The 19,714-nt window shown below is 39.8% G+C and carries 19 protein-coding genes and 1 pseudogene; 11 read left to right on the top strand and 9 right to left on the bottom strand.

Annotated elements, in window-relative coordinates; translation table 11 throughout:
- Positions 1–187: 187 nt before the first annotated feature.
- Together ACRWSG_RS16835 and ACRWSG_RS16830 are read right to left on the bottom strand one after the other, a co-directional pair.
- Complete coding sequence (locus ACRWSG_RS16835) at positions 188–574, bottom strand: hypothetical protein (protein WP_138600061.1); 387 nt, start codon at positions 572–574, stop codon at positions 188–190.
- Between the two features lie 245 nt (positions 575–819).
- Complete coding sequence (locus ACRWSG_RS16830; protein ID WP_249364098.1) at positions 820–1,113, bottom strand: hypothetical protein; 294 nt, start codon at positions 1,111–1,113, stop codon at positions 820–822.
- Positions 1,114–1,351: 238 nt separating this feature from the next.
- Between ACRWSG_RS16830 and ACRWSG_RS16825 the strand changes: the two genes are divergently transcribed.
- Positions 1,352–2,323, top strand: coding sequence for a hypothetical protein (locus ACRWSG_RS16825; RefSeq protein ID WP_462166821.1), 972 nt, complete (start codon positions 1,352–1,354; stop codon positions 2,321–2,323).
- Positions 2,324–2,572: 249 nt separating this feature from the next.
- Here the strand turns inward: ACRWSG_RS16825 and ACRWSG_RS16820 are convergent, their stop codons facing one another.
- Both ACRWSG_RS16820 and ACRWSG_RS16815 read right to left on the bottom strand, forming a co-directional pair.
- Positions 2,573–3,022 carry a GNAT family N-acetyltransferase gene (locus ACRWSG_RS16820; protein WP_138618230.1) on the bottom strand — a complete coding sequence of 150 codons (450 nt, stop codon included), beginning with the start codon at positions 3,020–3,022 and terminating at the stop codon, positions 2,573–2,575.
- Between the two features lie 186 nt (positions 3,023–3,208).
- The gene (locus ACRWSG_RS16815; RefSeq protein ID WP_462166819.1) at positions 3,209–4,186 is read right to left on the bottom strand and encodes a catalase family peroxidase; all 978 of its coding nucleotides are present in this window, start codon (positions 4,184–4,186) and stop codon (positions 3,209–3,211) included.
- Positions 4,187–4,478: 292 nt separating this feature from the next.
- Between ACRWSG_RS16815 and ACRWSG_RS16810 the strand changes: the two genes are divergently transcribed.
- From ACRWSG_RS16810 to ACRWSG_RS16765, 10 genes are all read left to right on the top strand, one after another.
- Entirely contained in the window at positions 4,479–4,877 is a 399-nt protein-coding gene (locus ACRWSG_RS16810; protein WP_371351847.1) for an ExbD/TolR family protein, read from the top strand.
- 139 nt (positions 4,878–5,016) lie between these two features.
- Positions 5,017–5,517 carry a carboxypeptidase-like regulatory domain-containing protein gene (locus tag ACRWSG_RS16805; RefSeq protein WP_462166817.1) on the top strand — a complete coding sequence of 167 codons (501 nt, stop codon included), beginning with the start codon at positions 5,017–5,019 and terminating at the stop codon, positions 5,515–5,517.
- A complete protein-coding gene (locus ACRWSG_RS16800) occupies positions 5,463–6,698 on the top strand; it encodes a TonB-dependent receptor plug domain-containing protein (protein ID WP_462166816.1) in 1,236 nt (411 codons plus the stop codon). Before ACRWSG_RS16805 ends, ACRWSG_RS16800 begins: the two co-directional genes overlap by 55 nt.
- Positions 6,665–7,828 carry a TonB-dependent receptor domain-containing protein gene (locus ACRWSG_RS16795; protein WP_462166969.1) on the top strand — a complete coding sequence of 388 codons (1,164 nt, stop codon included), beginning with the start codon at positions 6,665–6,667 and terminating at the stop codon, positions 7,826–7,828. Before ACRWSG_RS16800 ends, ACRWSG_RS16795 begins: the two co-directional genes overlap by 34 nt.
- 48 nt (positions 7,829–7,876) lie before the next feature.
- Positions 7,877–9,181, top strand: coding sequence for a DUF5690 family protein (locus tag ACRWSG_RS16790; RefSeq protein WP_166339315.1), 1,305 nt, complete (start codon positions 7,877–7,879; stop codon positions 9,179–9,181).
- Positions 9,182–9,201: 20 nt separating this feature from the next.
- On the top strand, positions 9,202–10,011 hold the full coding sequence (gene phnX, locus ACRWSG_RS16785; RefSeq protein WP_462166815.1) for a phosphonoacetaldehyde hydrolase: 810 nt from the start codon (positions 9,202–9,204) through the stop codon (positions 10,009–10,011).
- The gene (locus tag ACRWSG_RS16780) at positions 10,011–11,096 is read left to right on the top strand and encodes an FAD-dependent oxidoreductase (RefSeq protein ID WP_462166814.1); all 1,086 of its coding nucleotides are present in this window, start codon (positions 10,011–10,013) and stop codon (positions 11,094–11,096) included. Before phnX ends, ACRWSG_RS16780 begins: the two co-directional genes overlap by 1 nt.
- Positions 11,042–11,404, top strand: coding sequence for a hypothetical protein (locus ACRWSG_RS16775; RefSeq protein ID WP_462166813.1), 363 nt, complete (start codon positions 11,042–11,044; stop codon positions 11,402–11,404). The genes ACRWSG_RS16780 and ACRWSG_RS16775 overlap by 55 nt, the downstream gene beginning before the upstream one ends.
- Before the next feature lie 10 nt (positions 11,405–11,414).
- Positions 11,415–11,975, top strand: a complete 561-nt coding sequence (locus ACRWSG_RS16770) for an HD domain-containing protein (protein WP_187490453.1) — start codon at positions 11,415–11,417, stop codon at positions 11,973–11,975.
- Positions 11,976–12,039: 64 nt separating this feature from the next.
- A complete protein-coding gene (locus tag ACRWSG_RS16765; protein WP_462166812.1) occupies positions 12,040–12,726 on the top strand; it encodes a UTRA domain-containing protein in 687 nt (228 codons plus the stop codon).
- A 56-nt stretch (positions 12,727–12,782) separates the two neighbouring features.
- On the opposite strand, the gene phnW is transcribed toward ACRWSG_RS16765, so the two are convergent.
- From phnW to ACRWSG_RS16740, 5 genes and pseudogenes are all read right to left on the bottom strand, one after another.
- Positions 12,783–13,877: a 2-aminoethylphosphonate--pyruvate transaminase gene (phnW, locus tag ACRWSG_RS16760; RefSeq protein ID WP_462166811.1), complete on the bottom strand. Its 1,095-nt coding sequence runs from the start codon at positions 13,875–13,877 to the stop codon at positions 12,783–12,785.
- A 141-nt stretch (positions 13,878–14,018) separates the two neighbouring features.
- Complete coding sequence (locus ACRWSG_RS16755) at positions 14,019–16,925, bottom strand: TonB-dependent receptor plug domain-containing protein (protein WP_462166810.1); 2,907 nt, start codon at positions 16,923–16,925, stop codon at positions 14,019–14,021.
- 125 nt (positions 16,926–17,050) lie between these two features.
- A complete protein-coding gene (locus ACRWSG_RS16750; RefSeq protein ID WP_462166809.1) occupies positions 17,051–18,121 on the bottom strand; it encodes a FecR family protein in 1,071 nt (356 codons plus the stop codon).
- Complete coding sequence (locus ACRWSG_RS16745) at positions 18,118–18,678, bottom strand: RNA polymerase sigma factor (RefSeq protein ID WP_138618220.1); 561 nt, start codon at positions 18,676–18,678, stop codon at positions 18,118–18,120. Before ACRWSG_RS16745 ends, ACRWSG_RS16750 begins: the two co-directional genes overlap by 4 nt.
- 85 nt (positions 18,679–18,763) lie before the next feature.
- A pseudogene (locus ACRWSG_RS16740) lies at positions 18,764–19,638 on the bottom strand (LysR family transcriptional regulator).
- Positions 19,639–19,714 lie beyond the last annotated feature (76 nt).

Genomic DNA, 19,714 nt, shown 5'->3' with positions numbered 1-19,714 from the left:
GCGACCCATCACCAGAGTTATAACACTCACTCCAAAGCCTACCAATGGCAAGCTTTAAAAATTGCGCCATCCCAGTTTCCTTAATTCACCACTACTCCGTGAAAACATGACGCCAGCATTTAATAGTTGGCTAAAATAATGAACACAATGAGTAAAGCCAAGCATTTCACGTCCTTTTAAGTAACATTTATGTGCACTTATTCACTGTAGCCAAACCTAGGTCTATATTAGCAACAATATACCCATACTCTTTCTTAGTTAAATTATTAGACTGATATTGCTGCTTAACTAGTTCATGAGTCCAAGCCTTTTCACACGGAGCTAAGGGAATAGCTGTATCAATCGATAAAAGATGCTCTTCTTTTATCACTCCGCCTTTTTTCACAATACTTTTGGCACAAAGGCTTAAAGCATATTCAACAGCAAATTTATCGACACTTGGCATACCAATAAACTCTACGTCACAAGCAAGCTTTTCATTACCTTCAGTATCAACATAATAAAGCTGACCAGAAGTAGTACAGCCTAAGCTAAAGAAAACTATAACAAGCAATAACATATATTTGATGTTCACTTTATTCCCTTTAAATAAATTTCTATGTTTTGACTTTAGCCAAACCTTGCTCCGTTAGCCTATACACAGTGCTGTAATACTCATTGAAAGCTATGTAAGAAAATTATTTTAGAGATTTCTATACTAATCACTTAAGACATAACTACATCATAGAAAATGTAACAATGTTAGCTAAAATCACAGAGGGACGAACATCTAGCCAATATTTAGACGCCCTAATTCTTTTTCACTTTGCTAGCTTCCAATTACCCGTGATGACGCCGGATATGTTTAATTAAACCTACTTGATTAAACTCAAGTGAAACAATATTGGTTTTAGTGTGCTCGATAGTTTTGTTTAAATGAGCTGGCTTAACTTTACCTGATTCAGTCATTTTTACAAAAACTACGTCAGCGCCAACCATAATCTCATTTATTTCTATTGAACTATAGATAACTTCATCATTTAGCTTACTTATCATATCCTCGCGGAGTTTTGATTTTTCTGAATTAACAAATTTAAATTTGACGTGTTCATCAATGAAATCATCGGCTAGCATCGAGACAAAATAGTCTATTTCGTCACAGTATATTACTCGCATTGTCAAGAAAACGACCCTGTCGCACGTTTTTATCTTGAGGTAAAAGCGAGAACTCCTAAATTTTAATAACACTGGCAATTAGTTAACAAGTTTGTTAGAGATAATCTAATAAAAAAAACGAGCTACGCTGTGGTAGAAAAACGCGCGATTAGTTCGCTATAAACATGTTATACCATTTGAATAAGTAAGGAGAAACATGAAGTTACCTGATGAGTTCCAAGATGCTCATACAACGTGCATGTACATGCATGATGTAATGGTTGAATTTTTACGCTCTGGTGAAGAACAAGGTGCCTTTAATCAAAAGTTTACGTTTGAAGAGCATGAAATATCTTCTCTGGAAAATATCGACGATCAAAATATCTTGGACTGGTTAGAGCAAAATGGAAAATTTGCACATCGTAACTTAGTTATCCGGACCGTCGTTTTACCTGCTGTTCTATCTGATATGTTGCATTGCTTCTTTGAAGCGCTTGAATCGGCAAAAAAGGGAAAGATGGCAGTATCGTTCATGTTGCTTCGCAAACCTATCCAAGAAAGCTTATATCTACTAGAAGCAATGGCAATAAGTGAAGTCGATTTTGTTCAAAAATTATCTGAAGACCCTATGTTCCTCAGACCGAAGAACGGTGGTGATCCAGAGGGGCACACTAAGCGAATTAGTAAAGTTCTGCAAAAAATCGGCATGGCAGAACTATTAAGTCCAGAGTATTTGGCGGAGTTACGTTATCAAAAATCAAGCTTCGATAGCTTTGACCGAATCTGTAACCAAGCGACTCATTTGTTTACGGAACATAAGGCTATCAAAACAGAGCTCTTGAACATCAATTTTGTGTTTTCTGGCGGTAGTCAAATTTATTCACAGCAACGATATTTGTACACGAGGCTTCCATACGTTTTGTACTACACATATTTCCTATTTGAGTATATAGCGTCCAGATTATGCCCAAGTCCACCGGAATATGTTGAAAATATAAATCGTCGAATCATGGCATATTTTTTAATCTCCTATATGCAAATCGAGGATGATTTCCTAACCGATTACATGGAGGCGCTGGCACTTGGTTTCTGTCGAAATCTTTGTTTAGATGTATCTGGTGAACTAGATGTAGAAGCCATGGTTTCAGAGTTAGAGTACATAACTGAAACTGGAGAGCTTAGGTGTTAGCAATGGTATAACAAAGCATTTAAGAGTGATTCGCAACGCTTGGCTCAAGTATAGCCAAGTGTTGCTCACACCTTAATGCGGCGTTACTGATTAAATACTCTAACGTGTTTTTGTCCAAAAACGAGTTCATCCAACAGCCTGCTTCACACGTTTATAAGACTCCCATATTTTATTAAGGCCCACCAATCTAACGTGACAAGATATAATAAAGGTTGATGATAACTAAGCTCCCCTAAAAAAGCGTTCCTACTATTTAACATCTAGCTCCATTACAACACCGTCTTCATCGTCTTCTTCGGTGACCACAAAACCAAACTGAGAATAAAATTTGCGCATCATATGGTGGCCAGGCATGTAGAGTATGGTTATTTTTTTACATTCTGGAATTTCTTTCATCTCGTTAATTACTAATTCTGTTGCGATTTTACCTATACCTTGGCCTTGATATTTTACATCAACCATAAACTGAGCAATGTAAAACTCATCAGGTAGCCCTTCTTCAAGCTCTTGGTAATATTGAATAAAACCGACAACCTCATCTTCACGATATATTGCTCGATTAACATAATGGGAATAAAAGCTTGATTCAGCGATAGACTCTGAATTTAACGCTACGTAATCCTCTTGCTCTTTAGTTATTTCTAAGTGAATTACATCTAGCCAATTATCCTTCGTAACATCACGCAAAGTTACATTCATAAAATTCCCTTTATTTTTTCAGTAAATGTATAGATATGGGTAAAGTGAATAAAAACAATACATAATTGAAAAATATGACTTTAACTATATACGACAACTTTTACATTAAAATCGCTTGGTCGTTAAACCACCAAGTTTATTTGGTAATCAAATAATCGGGAGCACCGCCAAGCGATTTAGTTTTATTTATTGACCCGTTAAACGCTTAGCAAATGAAATTGCATAGGCTGTTGAGCGTAATTTAAGTACTTTATCATCACTTGGCTTAAACCCTTTAGATAACAGATTTGGGTCATAATTAGTGAGGTCGCAACCTGACTCACCTGTCGATTCTATGGTGAGCTTTCCTAAATTAATTGTTTTGCGATCCGCAAACCATTGTACTGAAGGGTCAGTTAATGCATCACCGGGCTTGGCTAATTCAGCCTGAAAACGATAATGAACCTTTCCTTTCGCTAAATCCTCTTCAAGTCGCTTAGCCAGAAATGATTTAGGGAAGGTTTTCATTTGCTCTTCTGTTAGCACCTGTTCTGGCTCTTCTGGCACCATGGTCCATCTAAAGGCATGTTTAGCGCCCTTTTCATCAACCATGTAAAAGGTATGCACACCAAAATAACGTGAAGACACATACGATGCTGGCGGGTTATGGCTTTGCAGCCAATTAAATTGCCCTAAAGTACTCGGGTTCTGCTCTCTGTATGCTTTTACTTTTGCAAAATCGATTTGCCCTGTTTTCTCGTCAGGTAATAAGGTACTTAGCAAACCAAAAAACGCCTCTGGGCTGTTGCCTGCAAACACTGGCGTACTTAGCCCTGCAATATTGTGTACATCACCATTTTCTAGCACAAACTGCACCCCCATTCCTCGTGGGGCACGAGATGTTTCATCAGCGTGAGGGTTACCACCGCCCATAGAAAAACGAATATTTGCTTTTGATGGCGCATTAAATAAAGGGCTGATTGAATACTGCTTTGCAGCCTGAATCGGTGTAAATGTGCCAACAGCGCACACCCCTTTGGCGTGACCTTTTCTGATACCGGGCTGCTTACCTGACAGCTTTTCGAATAAATTAATAAAATCTTGCCCGTTTACTGATTGCTCAGCAAAACTTGCTGTCGGTAAAACAAGACACATCGCACAAACTAAAGACGTAATTTTTATCATTTATCCATCCTTTAAACTTAGTTCCGACAAAAATGACCAGATAAACTTCAAAATGATTTCATCAAAGCTAATAAATATTTTTTTACCAACAAAAACGCTACAAATATTTAATAAACTTAGAATATTTATTTAACTACCATTTTTTTAAAAGCTGCTAACTTTAAATTTAGGATCCGAAAAACTGCTGTGGCGCCCAGCATTTTAAAAATAATCCGTGGTATTAATCACGACTATGGCTAGTCCACTTAATCGTAAATTTTGTGGCTTGGTCAAAAACAACAAGGACCTAATTATGGTGAAACAACATAAAAAAACCACTGCAAACGCTGATGCAGATATGACCCCTATGCTCGATATTGTGTTTATCTTGCTGATATTCTTTATCGTCACAACCTCATTTGTTAAAGAGCGAGCTATTGAAGTGAACCGCCCTTTAGCAAAACCAAGTCTTGAAAACCCTAAAAAACAAGCACAATTTACTATCACTGAAAACGACAGTATTTATTTTGCAAATAGGCTTGTCACACCAGAGCAGATAATCGCTAACCTTGCGTTATTTGCCGCACAGTTTGAAATGACCAATGTACAAGTAACAGCAAGTGAGCAAAGCAGCCATAAAACCTTGGTCACCTTGCTTGATAAAATAAAACAATATCAAGATGTACCAATTGCTATCAGCACGTCTTTATAACTTATCTCAAAGGGTCATTTGACCCTCTTTTAATATTAAAAATAAAAAACCGTCACATCTTTGTAAAAAAGCCTCTCTATTATTGTCTGTAACAAATCTGGTCTAGTCCAGATAAATTTAAAAATAAGAGGCTCAACAGATGATTAAACGACGTACACTCAGCACAGCTGTTTTTTTGTGCAGCTACCCATTTTTATCAGCACATAGCGCTTTTGCCACTGATGCAAAAATTCTAGGCTCTATCACAGATCATAGTAATCGCTTGCCAGGTGCTTTGGTTAAAGTCGTTGGCACAAATCAATCAACAGTGACTGATTATGATGGTAAGTTTGAGCTTGCTAAATTAGATGCAGGTCGCTACCAACTTGAAGTTTCATATATGGGTTATAGCAGCCAGATTGTTGATGTTGAGATAAACAACAATGAGGTTAAATTACTGAATCCTATTGTGATGGATAATTCAGCTAACAACATTGAAGAAATCGTTGCTGTTGGTCAAATTCAACGTGGTGAAATGGCTGCGATAATAGCCAAAAGAATGCTAAAAATATTAAAAATGTTATTTCGGCTGATGGCATCGGTAAGTTGCCAGACCGTAACGCAGCTGAAGCAGTTCAACGCATCCCTGGTGTTTCTATAGAACGCGATCAAGGCGAAGGCCGATTTGTTGCTGTTCGCGGCTTACCTGCCCAGTGGAGCTCTGCAACTATCAATGGCAACCGATTACCAACTGCAGAAGAAGAAACCACCAGCCGCGCCACTGCGTTTGACTTTTTCCCAAGTGAGCTTATTGAATTTGTAGAGGTATCAAAAGCATTAACGCCAGAGATGGAGGGAGATGCTATTGGTGGTAACGTTAACTTTATAACCAAAAAAGCACCCGATGATTTCGTATTTAATGCCAATTTAGCACTCGGTCAAAATGAACTAGCTGATGGCAATAACTACTCTGCCAACTTACTTTATGGCGATCGCATCTTAGATGACAAGTTAGGTTTTTTAATTAACGCAACAGCGTGGCAACGCGACTGGGCAACAGATAACTTTGAGCCTCGTCGAGGAAATGATGGTTTAGGAATTTATCGTTTAGAGCTAAGAGATTACACCGGAACTCGTGAAACTTACGGTTTAAATGGTTCTGTTGAATACCAGCTAGAACAAGGCAATGTTAGTGCTAGTGCCATGTACGGCACACTAATCGACGATGAAACTCATTATAAGCATCGTATGCGTTTTGATAAAGACAGAGCAGAGCTACAACATATTAGAAATGAGCTCATAACAGAAATGACGGGCTTTGAGTTTGCTGGTGAGCATTTTTTTGGCTACGACAAAACATTAAATTGGTCTTTATCTAGCTATGAAAACGAATTTAGGTATGGCAACACGCCTAACAGTGAAGATAACAGTTATTTTGTAGTTCGATTTGACCAAAAAAATGTCGGTTACGAAGGCCTTGAAGACAGAGATACAGGCAAAAACTACGCTTATAACACGATTGATGGTGGTTCAGATCCATGGGATCAAATCAGTACTCATCTACCAAGTGGTTTTTCGTTTGAACCAAGCCAAATGGGCTTATCGTGGGTCGAACTTTATAAAATTAAGGTGAATGAAAAAGATAAAATTGTTGCCGCTTTAGACTTTGAGTGGCAACTCAATAATGATCTTATTGTTAAAGTAGGCGCAAAGTATCGCGATAAAGAACGCGTTGCTAGGTTCAGCGATGAATTTTATGCATGGGATACTGAAAAATATGGCGCAGCCCCTACTCTGAGTGATTTTACATTAGCGGACCAACCGGATCAAGTGATTATTTAAGCGAGCTTTCTTACGATTATCAAAGTCAGTTTTCGCAAGTTGCAAGTACTGATGACTTAGCAAGTTTTTGGAATAACAATAAAAACAAGTTTGTGCTTGATAAGAGTGAATCTGCTTTAATCGAAAATGGGGGAGCACTTGGCAGAAACTTTGATGTTAATGAACAACATACATCTTTATATGGTATGACAACATATACCATTAATGCTAATTGGGAAATGCTAACAGGTCTTCGTTTAACTCAAACCGACACCGAAGTTGACGGTTATATTTACCTTGCAGATGAAGATAAAGTCGAAAGCGTTAAAGCAAACAATGACTACTTGTCTGTGTTACCTGCATTGCATTTAACCTATCACCCTAACAGTCAAACCAATTATCGACTTGCATTAACTCGCTCTTTTGCTCGTCCTGACTTTGGCTCATTAACGCCAGGTGCAACTTACTTAGAAGCAGACAACGAATTAACTTCTGGTAACCCAAATTTAGAGCCGACTTATTCAAATAATGTCGACTTAATGGCTGAATACTTCTTTGACCGCTTAGGGTTAGTTTCTCTGGGGGTATTTTATAAAGATATTACCGATCCTATTTTTCAAAGTAGCTCTATAGGAGAGTTCGGCAATAACACTGGGGTTAATATTATTCGCCCTGAAAATGGCGATAGCGCATGGCTTGCAGGTCTCGAGGTCGCGTTCAATCGTGATTTAGGGTTTATTACACCTGAACTAAATAACTTTGGCATCATGGCTAATGCGACCTTCATGGATTCAGAAATGACGATTCCAGATCGCGCAGACAAAGTCTCCATTCCTCGCCAAGCAGATAGTCTCTACAACTTTACGGTGTATTACGATAATACGCATTTTGCAGCTCGATTAGCCGTTAACTTCAAAGGTGAATACATTGAAGAGCATGGCAGCAGCAAACAATTTGATAGCTATTATGGCGACAATACAAGCGTTGACTTTACCACGTCATATCAGCTTAACGAAAACGCATTAGTCTACCTCGAGCTGAATAACTTAACCAACGAGCCTCTTAAATACTACCTAGGCGATGAAAGCCGTCCTCTACAAGTAGAGTACTACGGTGTACGCGGCATGGTTGGCATTAATTATCAGTTCTAATCAGTTTTTGAGTTGTATGCGGGGCCATTGCCCCGCAAAGGATACCTAATGTTTTCACACCCTAATTGGCTTAAACGTGCGCAAGGAACCGGTTTTGTGTTATTTGCAGCCAGTGCTGCATTTCTCACTTACTTTTCTATGTACGCATTTCGTAAGCCATTCACTGCAAATAGTTACACTGAATTCGACGATCCGAGTTGGCAGATAAGCTTTAAGATTGCACTGATTTTGGCGCAAGTTTTTGGCTATTTATGCGCTAAATTTATTGGCATAAAAGTTATTTCAGAGATGCAGCATCAGCAACGAGGTTTAACAATTATTGGCCTTATTGCCGCTGCAGAAATATCGCTGGTGTTATTTGCTATCACTCCGATTGGGTTAAATGTTATTTGGCTATTTTTTAATGGCCTCTCACTAGGCATGATTTGGGGACTTGTTTTTAGCTTTCTTGAAGGAAGAAAAACCAGTGAAATTCTAGGCGCTATTTTGAGTGTCACTTTTATATTGGCATCAGGGCTTGTTCGCAGTGTAGGCAAATGGCTTATTGATACACTAAATGTACCTGAACTTTGGATGCCTGCAGCAACAGGTGCGCTATTTTTCCCGCTGCTATTGTTTAGTGTTAAATGCTTAACCCTCATTCCAGAACCTACAACAGAGGACGAACAAGCAAGACAAAAACGCTTACCTATGGATGGCAAAGCTCGTTGGCAATTTTTTAAACAGTATTGGTTTGGTATTAGCAGCCTCATTTTAAGCTTCATGCTGTTTACTGGTTTTCGTGATTTCCGTGACAATTTTGCAGCTGAAATTTGGCAAGCTCTTGGCCATGGTGAAGAACCTGCCATTTTCGCCTACGCGGGGATCAGAATGTCATTTATTGTCCTTATCGCATTAGGCGCGATGGTTTTGGTAAAAAACAACAAAACCGCATTTTATGTCAATCACGGCTTTATTTTATTCGGTGCCGCTTTGTTATTGTCGAGCACCTTTGCTTTCGAAGCTAACTTGATATCCGCAAAAGCGTGGATGGTCTTACTTGGCTCAGGTCTCTATATCAGTTACATCCCGTATAACTGTTTTCTATTTGACCGAATGATTTCTGCCGTTGGCTCTGTCGCTAATGCTGGTTTTTTAATTTATCTTGCTGATTCTGCAGGCTATCTTGGCTCTGTCAGTATTTTACTGTACAGAACATTTGCTATGCCTGAACTCAGTTGGCTTAACTTCTTTATTAACGCTTGTTACTTAGTTGGCATTGTTGCCGCCGCTTTAGTTGCATGTTCACTGTGTTATTTCACAGTACGTTTATCCCCTATTCGAACTCATCACTCAAAACAGGTTGTGACCTGAAACAATTAAAAGAGAATCTTATGAAAAACATAGAAGCTATCATTTTAGATTGGGCTGGAACTGTCGTGGATTATGGCTCAGTTGCCCCCACTACCATTTTTGTTGAAGCATTTAAACAAGCTTATAACTTTGAGATTTCACTTGCTGAAGCGCGTATTCCAATGGGTATGGGAAAATGGGATCACATTGCCACACTTGGAAAATTGGAGTCAGTTGCTTCACGCTGGCACTCACAGTTTGGCCGAGCAATGTCAGACTCAGATATTGATCACATCTATCAAACTTTCATGCCATTGCAAAAGGCAAAAGTAGCAGACAGAGCAATGCCTATTCCTGGTGCGCTTGAAGTGATCAATCGCTTGAAACAGCAAAACATCAAAGTAGGCAGTTGTTCGGGCTACCCTCGCCAAGTTATGGAAGTGTTAGTCAGTGCCGCTGCAGACTATGGCTATCAACCGGATCATTGGGTAGCAAGTGACGACCTTAAAGCCGGTTCTCGCCCTGGTCCTTGGATGGCTCTTGAAAATGTAAATGCTTTAGGCATTAAAAAAGTTGCTAACTGTATCAAAATTGATGATTCAGCCCCCGGCATCGAAGAAGGTTTTAATGCCGGCATGTGGACAATTGGCCTCGCATTAAGCGGTAATGCGGTTGGCTTAACAGAGCAAGAGTGGCAAGCATGTAGTGCTGAACAAAAGCAGCAACTGACACGTCAAGCTTACCAAAGCTTGTACTCTGCAGGTGCGCATTTCGTAGTTGACTCACTGGCTGATATTGAAGCTGTTTTAATGGAGATTGATGCAAAACTAAGCCGAGGGGAGCGCCCATAATGCAGTTTCAACCTTTTTGGTTTGATAATGCAATGCAAGAGGAAGCCTATGCGCTTCCTCTTTCATTACCTGCAAAGCACCATTGCGATGTATGTATCATAGGTGGTGGCTTTACAGGCCTTTGGACCGCTATCAAACTTAAGCAGCAACAAGCTAATTTAAAAGTTACCATCATTGAAAAAGGCTATTGCGGGCAAGGTGCATCAGGGCGAAATGGCGGTGCAATGTTAACTTGGTCAACTAAGCTGCCCAGTTTAAGTAAGTTAGTCGGTCTCGAAAAGGCACTGTTTTTAGTCAGAGAGTCTGAGTCAGCGGTTCATCAAATTGCAGAGTTTGTTTGTCAGCACGGTATCGACTGCGATTGTCGAATTGATGGCTGTTATTACAGCGCCTCAAATGAAGCACAAAAGCACTTGTTAGCCCCCGCAATAAAAATGCTTGAGGATAACAATCTTAATGCATGGCAACACTGTGATACTCAAGCTCTTATCAATACAGGATCAGCCGCTAATATTAGCGGTCATTATTCACCTCATGGTGGTAGTATTCAGCCGGCAAAATTAGTTCGTGGTTTAAAACAGGTCGCTGAAAGTTTAGGCGTTACAATTATTGAACAGTGCCAGTACACAGCACATAGCGGACAGTCCCCCCTAAATGTTGAAACAAGCCAAGGTAATATTTGTGCTAATCATCTAGTATTTGCCGTTAATGCGTGGCTCCCTACCCTAAAGCCGCAGTTTCAACGTAATATCGTGCTGGTTTCAAGCGATATGGCAATTACTAAACCGATGCCTGAAACGCTAAAGCATTTAAGTCTCAATCATGGCGCTGCAATAATAGACTCCCGTATTTTTGTAAACTATTACCGAACCACTACTGATGGTCGATTAATGCTTGGCAAAGGCGGAAATTATTTTAGCTTCGCAAACAGAATGAGTGATAAATTTGAGCAGCCGAGTCGCTATCAAACGCTATTAAATAACTCTTTATCACACTTTTTCCCTAAGCATAATTTTGAAATTGATCGAACTTGGACGACCCTTCTGACCGAAGTGTCACTGGCTTCCCGTTTTTTGGACATTTGAATAATCAAGCAAACGTTATCTACGCCGGGGGTTATTCTGGTAATGGCGTCGTACAGTCTTTTTTAGGGGCAAATATTCTGTGTTCTTTAATTTTAAAGAATGCACCTGTTTGGCAACACTGTGGCCTTGTAAATCAAACATTAGACAACTTTGTAGTTGAGCCCTTTCGAACTGTCGGCGCTTACCTAATTCGTAATGCAATTCGTCGTAAAGAACGAGCAGAAGACAATAACACCCATGTAAATCCAATAGATACGTATCTTGCCAGCCTCATAGGCAGCGCAGGAAAAGTCGATATGAAATCGTAGAGTTTTTTAGATGACCATTACACACCAACAAACAATTACACAGATCTGTTATTTATTTGAGCAGTTTGGTTACCAACACTATGACGAAATTTGTACTCAGTATTCTCATGCAGCCCAGTGCGCTAGGCTTGCATTGCAGCAAAAATTAAGCGCTGATACTGTCGTTGCTGCATTTTTACATGATATTGGGCATTTAATCGCACAGCAGCAAAATCTCACGATGACCAAGCAAGGATATGTGAATCACTGCGAGCTTGGCGCAATTTTTTTAAAAGAAAATAACTTTAATGATGCTGTTGTTGCCATGGTTTCTCAACATGTTCAAGCTAAACGCTATTTAGTCGCAAAGAATGCTGGTTATGAGCAAACACTTTCGCCTGCCAGTACACTCACCTTGCAACAACAAGGTGGCCCTTTGTCGTTACAACAAGCTAATCAATTTGCAGCCCAGCCATTTTTTGAAGAAATTTTACAATTAAGAGAACTTGACGACTGTGCAAAAGATCCAAATATGCATATTGAACCACTTTCTTTTTGGCTAGATTACTTAGATAACTATTTAATTTCATAATCAAACGTTATAAATCCCTTTATTATCAGGTAAGCTAAAGCTGTATTTAGCAAAAAGGCACGGTATGCTTTTATATCAACAAATCAGAAATTACATACATCAATTACTAAGCGAAGGGACTCTAAACACGGGTGACAAACTCCCTTCTGAGCGTTTGTTACAAGAACAATTTAACTCTACCCGTATTACAGTGCGTGAGGCGCTACTTCGTTTAGAAGCTGAAGGGTTGATCTATAGCCAAACGCGCCGTGGTTGGTTTGTAACACCAACAAAACTTAAGTGGAATCCTGCCACTAAAGTAAATTTTTATGAACTTGCAAAACAACAAGGCTTTGTTGCTGATACCCAAGTGATTAGCCATCAAGAAATTAGCAATCATGATTTAAAAGCAGAATTTTCTGCATCCACTTTGCACCATTTGCAACGTGCCCGCAGCCTTGATGAGCGCTTAGTGATGTTTGAAGATATTTTTTGTGATGCTGCACGTTTTAATGGCCTTGCTGAGCACAACCTAAATGGCTCGATAACACAAATAATGGCAAATCAATACGCAACAAATGTAGTCAATGAGCAGTGCGCGATTAGTGTGACTGTCCTTCCTGACGATGTAGCACAGGTATTGCAAAAAAATAGTGGCACACCCTGTTTAAAAGTTATTCGTAAACGCTTTGATGAACTAGGCAGTTTAGTAGATTACAATATTGAGTATTGGTTGCATAATGCCATTGAAATGACTGTAGAAGGTCACTAAGGCAATAAATGAAAAAAGGCTTTGTTAAACAAAGCCTTTACACGGGTGAACATTCTTTATAACCAATATCTGCTGTTTGATATTGCTTTAATTAAACGTGTAATATCGTTTTCGAACACATGACCAATATTGCCAATTCTGAAGCAGTCAGCATCTGACACCTTACCTGGGTAAATCACAAACCCTTGGTTTTTAAGCAACAAGTAAAACTCTTTAAAGTCATACCCATTCGCTGTTGGAGAATAAAACGAGGTGATAATCGGTGAATGTAAGCTCTCATCTAAGAGCGTTTGAAAACCTAACTCTCTCATCGCAGTGACTAAAAGTTGCTGATTGTCTTTATAACGCTTATGACGTGCTGCAACACCACCCTCTTGTTCTAATTCAATAAGAGCTTGATGAAATGCGCGTACAACATGTGTAGGAGATGTGAAACGCCATTTACCTAGGTTGTTCTCCATACACTGCCACTGTGCATGTAAATCAAGTGACAACGAACGTGCAACCCCCTGTGATTCTTCAATTAACTCTCGCTTGCAAATTACAAAGCCAAAACCTGGAACACCTTGAATACACTTATTAGATGAGCTAATCATTACATCAATGTGCCAATCTGCTAAGTCAAACGGTACGCCACCAAAGCTACTCATAGCGTCTAAAATATACACTTTGTTATGGCGTGATAGTAGTTCGCCAACTTGCTTTGCTGGGTTTAGCATGCCGGTCGTCGTTTCGCAGTGCACCATTGCAACATGACTAATGTTTTCATCGCTTAAGAGTGTTGTTTCAATGTCGTCACAGTTTGGTAGCTGAGTTTCAGTGTAATTTAAAACACAATGGTCAATACCTAAATACTGGGCAATTTCTACCATCCGTTTACCATATGCGCCATTGTTTATTATCAATAACTTATGCTCTTTTGCGACTAAACTACCTAAAGCACTTTCTACACTCGCAGTGCCACTGCCCTGCATTAAAGTGCACGTATAGTCATTGCTTTTAGTGGCTAAAGTTACAAGTTTGCTGCGAATAGCCTGTACAACACCTAAGTTATAATCGTCATCCCATGTACACCAATCCTTTAACATCGCTTGTTTTACAGTATCCGATGTTGTTAATGGGCCAGGAGTTAACAGTAAGTATTCATTCATTTTTAATATCGCCTAAATCTGGTCTAGTCCAGATATTATTAGGGATTTATTTTGATAAAAAAAGTGAAGTTTTTATGACTGTATTAAAAAAGGGCCTAACGGCCCTTTGCAAGTTAAATAATAAAGGAATCTAAAGGGAGTTTAGAACTTGTACTCTGCACCTACGTAGTAGTACGCACCGTTAAAACCAAATGGTGCAGAACGACGTGAGTAAGTGAAAACACCAGGGCTTGAAACAATTGTGTTGCCGCTAGCATCAACAATCGTACCCGAGCGTGAATTACCAATGGTGTTCTTATCTGGGTAAACATCAAATAAGTTATTTGCACCAATGTTAAATGATAGGTTTTCGTTAAAGAAGTAGTTAACTTTAACATCAGTTAAGATTTCAGCACCGTATGTTTGACGGCCACCATCTTCAACTGTGTATTCGCCGTAACGGTTTAGAGATAGGTTTACAGTCCAATCTTCTAAGCGGTAAAGCGCGCTTAAGTTAATGCGGTCTTCTGGTTGCCATTCTTCGATAATTGATGTTTCTTGGGCAGAAAACACATCTTCTACCGGAATAGCTTCAAGGCCACTGCCTGATGGCGTAAATAAATCAACCACATCAGTTTTAGTGAAATTAGCAGCAAAGGTGAAATCTAGCGTGCCGCCAAGGCCTTCTGTGTTCCATGTGGCAACTAAATCAACACCTTCTGTTTCTGTGTCTGCACCATTTAAGAAGAACTGACCCGCACCTGCGCCTGAGCTTTCAAGTGCAGCATCTAGCGTATCTGATAAACCTTTACCTAAACGGTTAGAAATAACGATACGGTCGTCTATATCAATCGAGTAGTAGTCAATAGTTAAATTGATATTTTCGGTAACGTTATACACAATACCTAAACTACGGTTTTGTGATTTCTCTTCTTTTAGCTTAGGAATACCAATTGATTGCGCTAAAGTACTGTCGTTTCTGAACGTACCTACTTGCTCAGCCACTAAGCTACCATCATCACCTACAACAAACTGAGTACTTACGTTATTAAAGTAAAGTTGTTGCATAGAAGGTGCTCTAAAACCTGTGCTTAATGCACCACGAAGAGACACATCTTCGGTCACAGACCAGTTACCCGCTAACTTAAAGTTAACTGTATCGCCAAAGCCTTTGTAGTTATCGTAACGTACCGCACCTGAAATAATTACATCATCGATAACATAGGTTTCTGCATCCATATAGAATGAGATCACATCGCGCGACTCATCAACAGATGATGCTGGGTCTGAACCACCAAAACCTTGCGTACCGCTTGCAGCGTCAACACTACCTACCCCGCCATTTAAGCCAGAATAGATGCTCACACCATCAACTGTATCGTAATCACGGTATGCGTATTCGCTACCTTCAAGAATACGGAACTCATCGGTACGAAGCTCAGCACCTAGTGCTAATGAGAAGTTATCGTAATCTTTGGTGTAATCAAGGTTTAGAGTTTGCAGTGATAATTCAAGGCCATATGCATACGCTGAACGTGGAATCGTGGCACGAATTTCATCAGCCGTTAAACCTTGCTCATAGCGAAGGTTGTTTGCATAAGAGCCGTTGATAGTGTCGCTTGTGGTGTAATCAATGCTGTTTTCACCGTAGGTGTACGATAAATCAATGCTTGAGTCATTATCGAACGATTTTTTATAACCAAAGTTATAAGACACGTCATCAATGACAGTATTAATTTTCGGTAAGAAACCCATAGGAATGGTTGCATCACCATCTTGTAATACAGGGTTACCATTAGCATTTGCGTTATGACGGAAAAACGCAGCTGATTCGTTTTCACGATTTGAATAAGTGATGAAGCCATATAGCTCACCACCAGCAAGCTCATAGCCAGTATTAACAGTTAGAGCAAATTGTTGTGAATCTGCATCACCAATTCTAAACGTATCACGAGGTGCTGTTAACTCACGAGGGTCACCTGCTAATAGCGTACCGTCATCAAGTTCAGTACAGCCGTAAAATTGACATGAGCCATGAAGACCTGCACGGTTTGTCGGCGCACGGTCACGGTAGTTGATTGTGGTATTTAAATAACCTTCATCACCTAAAGCAAAACCTTTGTTGAAATCAACAGTTACAGTTTCGCCATCGCCCTCTGAGTACTCACCGTAATTAATAGCCGCTTTACCGCCCTCTTCAGCGTCTTTTAATACGATATTAATAACACCTGCGATGGCATCTGAACCATATTGCGCAGCAGCACCATCACGTAATACTTCAATACGTTTGATTGCAGCAGCAGGAATAGCATTCATGTCGGTACCCGCCGTACCACGACCTACTGACGTATTAATGTGAATAAGGCTCGCTTGGTGGCGGCGTTTACCATTGATAAGAACTAAGGTTTGATCTGGCCCTAAGCCACGTAATGTTGCAGGGCGAAGTGCATCAGTACCATCACTGATAGACGAGCTTGAAAAGTTAAAAGACGGTGCAATAGCCTGAAGCATACGGCCAACTTCTGTTTGACCTGTATTCTCGAGTGCTTCAGCACTTAAAATATCAACCGGAACCGGTAAATCTTCAACCGAGCGTCCTGCTACACGGCTACCGACAACGGCAATTTTTTCGATGTTTTGTTCTGCTGATTGATCTTCTGCTAACGCTTGCGTATTGGCGGCAAGCAGTAATGGCACGACTGCAGCGCTGACCCCTGATACTTTGATCATGTTATTATCTATCCTATCTACTTGTTTGAGTTTTATACTCAGCAAGCCTTGTTGATCAACAACCGCATCGAGCTCAGTGCCTTCTAGCATCGCATTCAGTGCATCAAGTTTGGTGTAAAAACCAAACACTGATTGCGCTTGATATTGCTTTGCTAATTCGAAAGAAAAAATGACTGTTTGTTCGGTTTGCTTTGCAAATTCGATTAACGCCAAATCAGCTCGTTGCGCTTTGATGTCAAATTGCAGCATTTGTTTTTCAGCCGCTATTGCTACTTGGCCTGCTGTAAGGCCATAAATAACAAAAGAGGCAGGTAACAACGGCAATTGCTTACTGCGCAATTTAAACAAACAAGTGAGGAAGAAAAATCCGCTATGTAAATTTAACTTTTTTTTAATTAATTTTTTGTGACGAGAAAGTGGCGCACAATTAACATCATTAGATTGGCGTATTCTCATAGACAGAACTAACCTTTTGCAGCGATAGTTAAGCTAACACGATGTTCACCTAAACGTTGATGTTCTACACCTAAGTTGACCTGTAAAGAATCAAGCAAACCTTTAATGTCACCAGTTTTAAACACGCCAGCCACTTTTAAAGAGGCAAGTTCTGGATCATTTAATTCAAAACGTGTGGCGGTATAACGACTCACTTCTTGCAGAGCTTCGTCTAAAGACTCGCCATTAAAAATCAGCATTTCTTGTTGCCATGCCAAATCACGTTGTACGTCATCAACAGATAACTGCTTAATTGGTTCTGTTTTACTTTGTTTTATCAGTGCTTTCTCACCAGATACAACAACATTAGCGCGAAGTGCTTTAATATCTGCACTGTTATCTGAGGCATCTTTTAAACGATTAAAGTCGCTAGCATCAACCTGCGTACCAGGATCAGCAATCATCACCTTGCCCTCAGTCACCACTAGCTCTAGGTCTGAAGCGGTATTTCGCTGAACATTGAACACCGTACCAAGTGCAGTAAATGATTTATCACCAGCAATAACCGTAAACGGACGGCTCGGATCTTTGGCAACATTAAAGCGCCCTTCACCGCGGCTCAAAATCAACTGACGACGATCGCCTGTGTAAGCAACTTCAAGTTTAGTATTGGTATTGAGCTGCACAATAGTGCTGTCTGGTAACACAAATTCAGCTTGCTCACCCACTTTAGTGCGGTAAATTTTGCTAAATTTGGCGTAGTCATTTTCTTCACTTTGCCAATAGCTTGAATAGATAAGCATGATACAACCAAGCAACATCACCACTAAAAAGCTGGCTGCGGTTGACATACCAAATACAGCAGGTTGTTTTTGCGGTGCTTTATAAGGAAACAAACTACTTAACTCATTAAGCACACTCATTTCATCCCACAAGGTCGCAAGTTCAAACAGTGCCTCTTGATGAGCCATACTTTGATGAGCCCAGATATGTAATTGGCTTACTTCATCTTTAGATAAGCCACGATCAATTGCACTGATCCAATGACTCGCCTGCTCTTGAATCATGTCTTTTGATGAAAATGGATGAACATTACTCATTTGCTCACCTCTTTTGCAGTGAACTCTGTGGTAGGGGTAAATGCCTGGGGTTGTACATCGTGTGATTTCATTGCTCGGTGAACATGTAATAAGCCTTTGGCTATATGTTTTTCAACAGTACTCTCGCTGAGATCCATTTTAGCTGCAATTTCCTTTTGGCTTAAGCCATAGACTTTTTTTAAGATAAAACATTTTTTAACCTGAGGGCTTAATTCGTTAGTTACTCGGCAAAAAAACAAAAAACGTTCTTTAGAAGTCACTTCATCTTCAAGTGCCATTGAACGCATATGATGCTCAACCTGTTGTTGTTCATCTAAGGATTCTTTGTATTTATTGTCCCATTTAGCGATGTGATTCAGCGCTAAATGTTTAGCTGTTTTCAGCATGTAACTGTGAGTATATTCGATATTTTGCTTAAGATCAGCTTCATAACTTTTTATAAACGTTTCTTGTACAATATCTTCTACATCATCAGGGCTGACAATTCGCGATACAAAGCGCCTAAGCTTGCTCGATATCTCGGTAAAAGCGGTGATAACCCCAGTCTGTTCTGTCATCCTTAACTCACCTTTATTATATTTTTATTGCTTTAGGGTACGAGATTTCAGTTTAATTACAAGCCATTTGTTAAGTTTTTGTACCTTAAGTAAACAAAGATTTCATAAACTCATAAAAAACCTCTGTTTTGCGCGTCACTAGGCTGTTTTGTGGTTTTAAAAACCACACTGGTGCATCAGCATCAACTAGGCTATTAGGGAGTACTTCAATTAACCGCCCTTCGGCTAAATCGTCTTTAATTGCAATATAAGATTTAATCGCTATGCCATGACCTGCAATCGCAGCCTGTGTCATGTTATCTGAATTAGAGACAGTAAAACGCGTTCTCGCATTATAATTAATGACTTGTCCGCCTTCGCTAAATTTAAGCTGTCGCTGCCATGGCAAACACACCCAGTAATGGTCTTTAAGATCAGCCACCGACTTAGGTTGCCCATATTTTTCAATATAGCTCGGTGCTGCGCACAAAATACGTGAATTATTAACCAGCTTACGAGAAAGCAAGTTTGAATCTGCTAACTGACCAACTCGAATAGCCACATCTTGGGCATCATCCACAATATTCACAAATTGGTCTGTGATCATAAAATCGAGTTTTAAGTCGGGAAATTGCTGTTCAAAGTGGCCAAGCTCAGGCATCACAAATTTTGAAAATACCCAAGGCGGCATAGTGACTCGTAAAAGCCCTGTCACTGCTGAACCCCGTGCGCCAATTTGATGCTCTGCATCATACAAGGCCTCTAAAATGGCACCAGCACGTTGATAAAACAGCTCGCCTGCAGGCGATAAGCGTATTCGCCGACTATCACGAAACAACAATACAGTACTTAATGCTTTTTCTAACTTACTTAAGCGATGACTTACCGTAGCTGGTGAGGTCCCTGAGCTTTAGCGGCGGCAACTACACCTTGGTTTTCAACTATGGCAATAAAGGTTTCTAAATCACATAAACTGTACATGGCTTTCATTCAATATTTTCGAATTTAGGTTTCAGTTTTGTATTGTATATATAAATATTTAAAACTCTATACTTGC

The organism is Pseudoalteromonas sp. GB43 (assembly GCF_054923805.1).
This window is presented reverse-complemented; position numbering and strand designations above follow the sequence as displayed.